The sequence below is a fragment of the Acetatifactor sp. genome (assembly GCF_982438285.1).
In genome coordinates this window covers 1-3,908 of the sequence record NZ_CEWDFQ010000295.1, presented here as the reverse complement: position 1 = coordinate 3,908, position 3,908 = coordinate 1, and the positions used below count along the sequence as shown (strand labels likewise).

General features: G+C 41.1%; 3 protein-coding genes. All 3 read right to left on the bottom strand.

The window, feature by feature from the left end; translation table 11 throughout:
• Positions 1 to 123 precede the first annotated feature (123 nt).
• The gene (locus AC1WIP_RS12690; protein ID WP_481142173.1) at positions 124 to 1,032 is read right to left on the bottom strand and encodes an NAD-dependent epimerase/dehydratase family protein; all 909 of its coding nucleotides are present in this window, start codon (positions 1,030 to 1,032) and stop codon (positions 124 to 126) included.
• Between the two features lie 3 nt (positions 1,033 to 1,035).
• Positions 1,036 to 2,742, bottom strand: a complete 1,707-nt coding sequence (locus AC1WIP_RS12685; protein ID WP_481142172.1) for a thiamine pyrophosphate-binding protein — start codon at positions 2,740 to 2,742, stop codon at positions 1,036 to 1,038.
• A gap of 28 nt (positions 2,743 to 2,770) precedes the next feature.
• Positions 2,771 to 3,908, bottom strand: a 1,138-nt coding sequence (rfbH, locus tag AC1WIP_RS12680; RefSeq protein ID WP_481142171.1) for a lipopolysaccharide biosynthesis protein RfbH, incomplete at its 5' end; no start/stop codon positions are given.

Sequence of the window (3,908 nt, the reverse complement as noted above, 5' to 3'; positions counted from 1 at the left end):
CAATAAATACTATTTCATATGAATAATCAGGAAGATTTTTATGGAACTCCTCTAAAATCGCTTCTGACAATGGTCTTATATTTTCTTCCTCATTATAAGTGGGAATCAGGATACTGATTGTTTTCATTGCTCTTCCTCCAAAATTTTTTCGATTCCTGATTCAAAATCTGTTTTGGGCTCCCATCCCACAGCTTTCCTGATCTTGTCAATGCAAGGATTCATCTGTATGACTCCTTGATTTCCATATGGAATTTTCCCAAAATTCAATTGACTATCGGATCCTATCATTTGTTTCAATCGCAACACATATTCTTTCAGCACATGCGGCTCCCCATAAGAAATATTATAAGCTCCTGCCGGAACTCTCTTCTTTAACAAAAGCAAGAGAGCATCTGATACGTCTTCAATATAAGTATAGTCCCACATATGCTCACAAGGAGACAAGTCGATAGTCTCATTTTTCTTCATCTTTTCGATACATTGCATCAGTAAGGTGTTCTTGTCATCCTCTCTCCCATAAACACTGAATATTCTTGCCCACACAAATTGGGTTTTGGTGCCATCACAAATTTTCTGGCCAGTGTAAAATGTCCTTGCCTTCATCTTTCCATACTCTGTTACCGGCCGCAGGCAGGCATCCTCAGTAATCAACCCCTCCGTAATACCATACTCAGCCTGCGAACCTATGCCTATGAAATACGGTATACCGCTTTCAACAGCCGCCTTTACGCATTTAATTGAAGCATGATAATTTTTCTCCTGAAGCATTTTATCATCCCTCTTTGCTCCTCGGACTCCCTCCCAGGCAAAATGATAAACTGCGTCTATTGTATTTATCACCAGCCCGTCCAATTTGTGAATTTCGCTCATTTCCAATTCATAAATCCTGAGATTTTCATGCTGAGGCAACCGCATGAGATGATCCGATTTTGGCCGAACAACAGCATGGACATAATAGCCATCCTTCAACAGCCTTTTTATAAGCGATACCGCAATACAACTTGTAGCTCCCGTCACAAGAATTGTATTCATACATCACAACTCCATTAATTCTTTATATAGATCTCTGTTCAGCAAAGGCTCCTGATCTTGATTCGGTTTCCCAAATTCTAATTTGGGATAAACATACGTATTTTCTGTCAAAATTACCTCTACAATCTGTGGCTCCTCAATATCCCAATCTATTTTCTGCACATCCTCTTCTGACCGTAGAGCATAATACCGAATATCATATGCTGCGGCTATTTTTCTGAAAGAAGGAACGCTATAACCCGCCGAAGCGACTGTTTGATAATAATGATGATCAAAATACATTTCTTGGAAATGCCGAATCATGCCCAAAGCATAATTATTAAATATCACTATGGTAATCGGAAGCTTCTCACGAGCAACAAACTGAAGTTCCTGAAGATTCATCTGTATGCCGCCATCCCCGTTAAAACTTATGACCTTAGTACGCTTTGCATAATATGCTCCTATGGCTGCTGGCAGTGAATAGCCCATAGCGCCATGTCCACCGGAGAAAAGTATTTGCTGCCCTGGTTTCGTTTCGAAAGATTGAGCTACCCAGACCTGATTTTGCCCGACGTCAGTTGTTATAATCACATCTTCGGAAATCTCCTTGCTAATACCGGCAATCATTCTGTTAGGCATTCTGGAATCAATATCTTTCAATTCTTTTTTTATGTGATTGCAGATATTCAGCCAATCCTGATATTCACAGGCATATCCTTCCGGCTCTAAGATTTGTTCGATCAGACCGTCCAAGCCTCCAAAAATTTGGATTTCATCCTCTTTAATTTTATTTGTGAGCTCTCCGCTGTCAATTTCAACACGAATTAATTTTGCATTGGGTGCAAAATTTTCTTTTTTAGCGCCGATTTGTCTTACATCCATTCTCGTTCCCATTGCCAACAGTAAGTCACACTTTGCCGCAATAAAATTGGCTGTTCTATTGCCGTACGCTCCTATAAAGCCAAAATATAATGGATGATCATGCTCCAAAACGTCAACAGCCGGCATGCTGCTAACCGTTGGAATCGGAAATTTCTTTAAAAATTCTTTAATCAGCCGCCGGCTTCTTTGATTTTTTGCGCCAGCGCCTACCAACAAAGCAGGACGCTTTGAATTACATAGCATTTTTATAATTTCATCAACATGGGTAGATTGTTCCTTCTTTTCCGGTTCTTTAAAATCTGGGCATTCCTCCAAATCTATAACCGCCCGAAAGATATTCATTGGAATATCAAGCAAAACGGGACCCTTGCGTCCTTCATTTGCAATATACCAACATTTATTCAACTCTTGTTTTATGAAACGTTCATCAGCGATATAACAGCTGTACTTCGTGACGCCCTTTAGCATAGAAACAATATCCGTTTCCTGAAACCCTCTCTGACGCACTCCCAAGTCGTTTTTACTCTCGAATGTATTTACTTGTCCAGTTATAAAAATGGCAGGAATAGAGTCAAAGTAAGCGTTGCATATTCCTGTAATCAAGTTTGTTGCTCCCGGTCCGCTGGTAGCATATGCAATTCCCGGAATGCCACTCGCCTGTGCATATCCGCAGGCACAAAAGGCCGCTGCCTGCTCGTGATAATTAACATGGGCTTTTATAGAATGCTCTTTCTGGCGAAGCGCCTCCATTAAGTGCGTCACCATGCCTCCCGGATATCCAAAAACATCTGTAATTCCTTTTTGGATAAAAAAATCTACAATGTAATCTGCTACTTTTACTTTCACTCTATTACCTCTGTTTTTCAAGTTGAATTTACAAAGCCTCTTTAATAATCTGGGCCATATAGTCTATCATTTCATCCGTCATGCCGGGGTACACACCCACCCAGAAGGTATCCCTCATAATTCTATCCGTATTTGCCAGATCGCCTATTATCCGGTATCCTTTTCCTGTATCTCTCATTTCGTCGAAACAGGGATGCTTCGTTAAATTTCCGGCAAATAGCATTCTGGTCTGTACTCCTTTAGATTCCACATATTTTACAACAGCATTACGGTCGATGCCCTCTCTGCAAGTAATAAGAAAGCCAAACCAGCTTGGGATGGAATTTTCACAGGCAACAGGCAAAACCAGCTTGTCCTCTGCCTCTGTGAGCGCGGCCCTCAGTCTGTCAAAATTATGCCGCCTCTTCTCCACAAAGTGCGGAAATTTGTCTAACTGAGCGCAGCCTATCGCCGCCTGCATATCTGTGGCTTTTAGATTATAGCCAAAATGAGAATATACATATTTATGATCATATCCCAGCGGCAGTTCTCCATACTGTTTATCAAAGCGATGACCGCACATATTATCTTTGCCCGATGGACAAATACAGTCGCGTCCCCAGTCCCTAAACGAGCGTATAATCCTGTTTAAAAGGGCATTATTGGTATATACTGCTCCTCCTTCACCCATGGTCATATGATGAGGCGGATAAAAGCTGGATGTTCCTATATCTCCAATTGTTCCGGTAAACTTTTCTTCACCATTGATCACATATTTTGATCCCAAAGCATCACAGTTATCTTCCACAAGCCACAGGTTATATTTATCGCAAAAAGCTTTTACTGCACTGATATCAAAGGGATTCCCCAAGGTATGCGCAATCATAACCGCTTTTGTCTTTTCTGAAATCGCTTCCTCCAACTTTGATACGTCAATATTATATTGAGGAATCGTCACATCCACAAATACTGGAATCGCACCAAACTGAATGGCGGGAGTCACCGTAGTTGGAAAGCCTGCCGCCACTGTAATTATCTCATCTCCACGCTTTATGCGGCGTTCCCCTAAAAAAGGAGAGGTCAGAGCCATAAATGCAATTAAATTGGCCGAAGAGCCTGAATTTACTAAAGAGCAAAATTTTACTCCAAGATAAGCTGCAAGACGCCTCTCAAATTCATCCGTATAT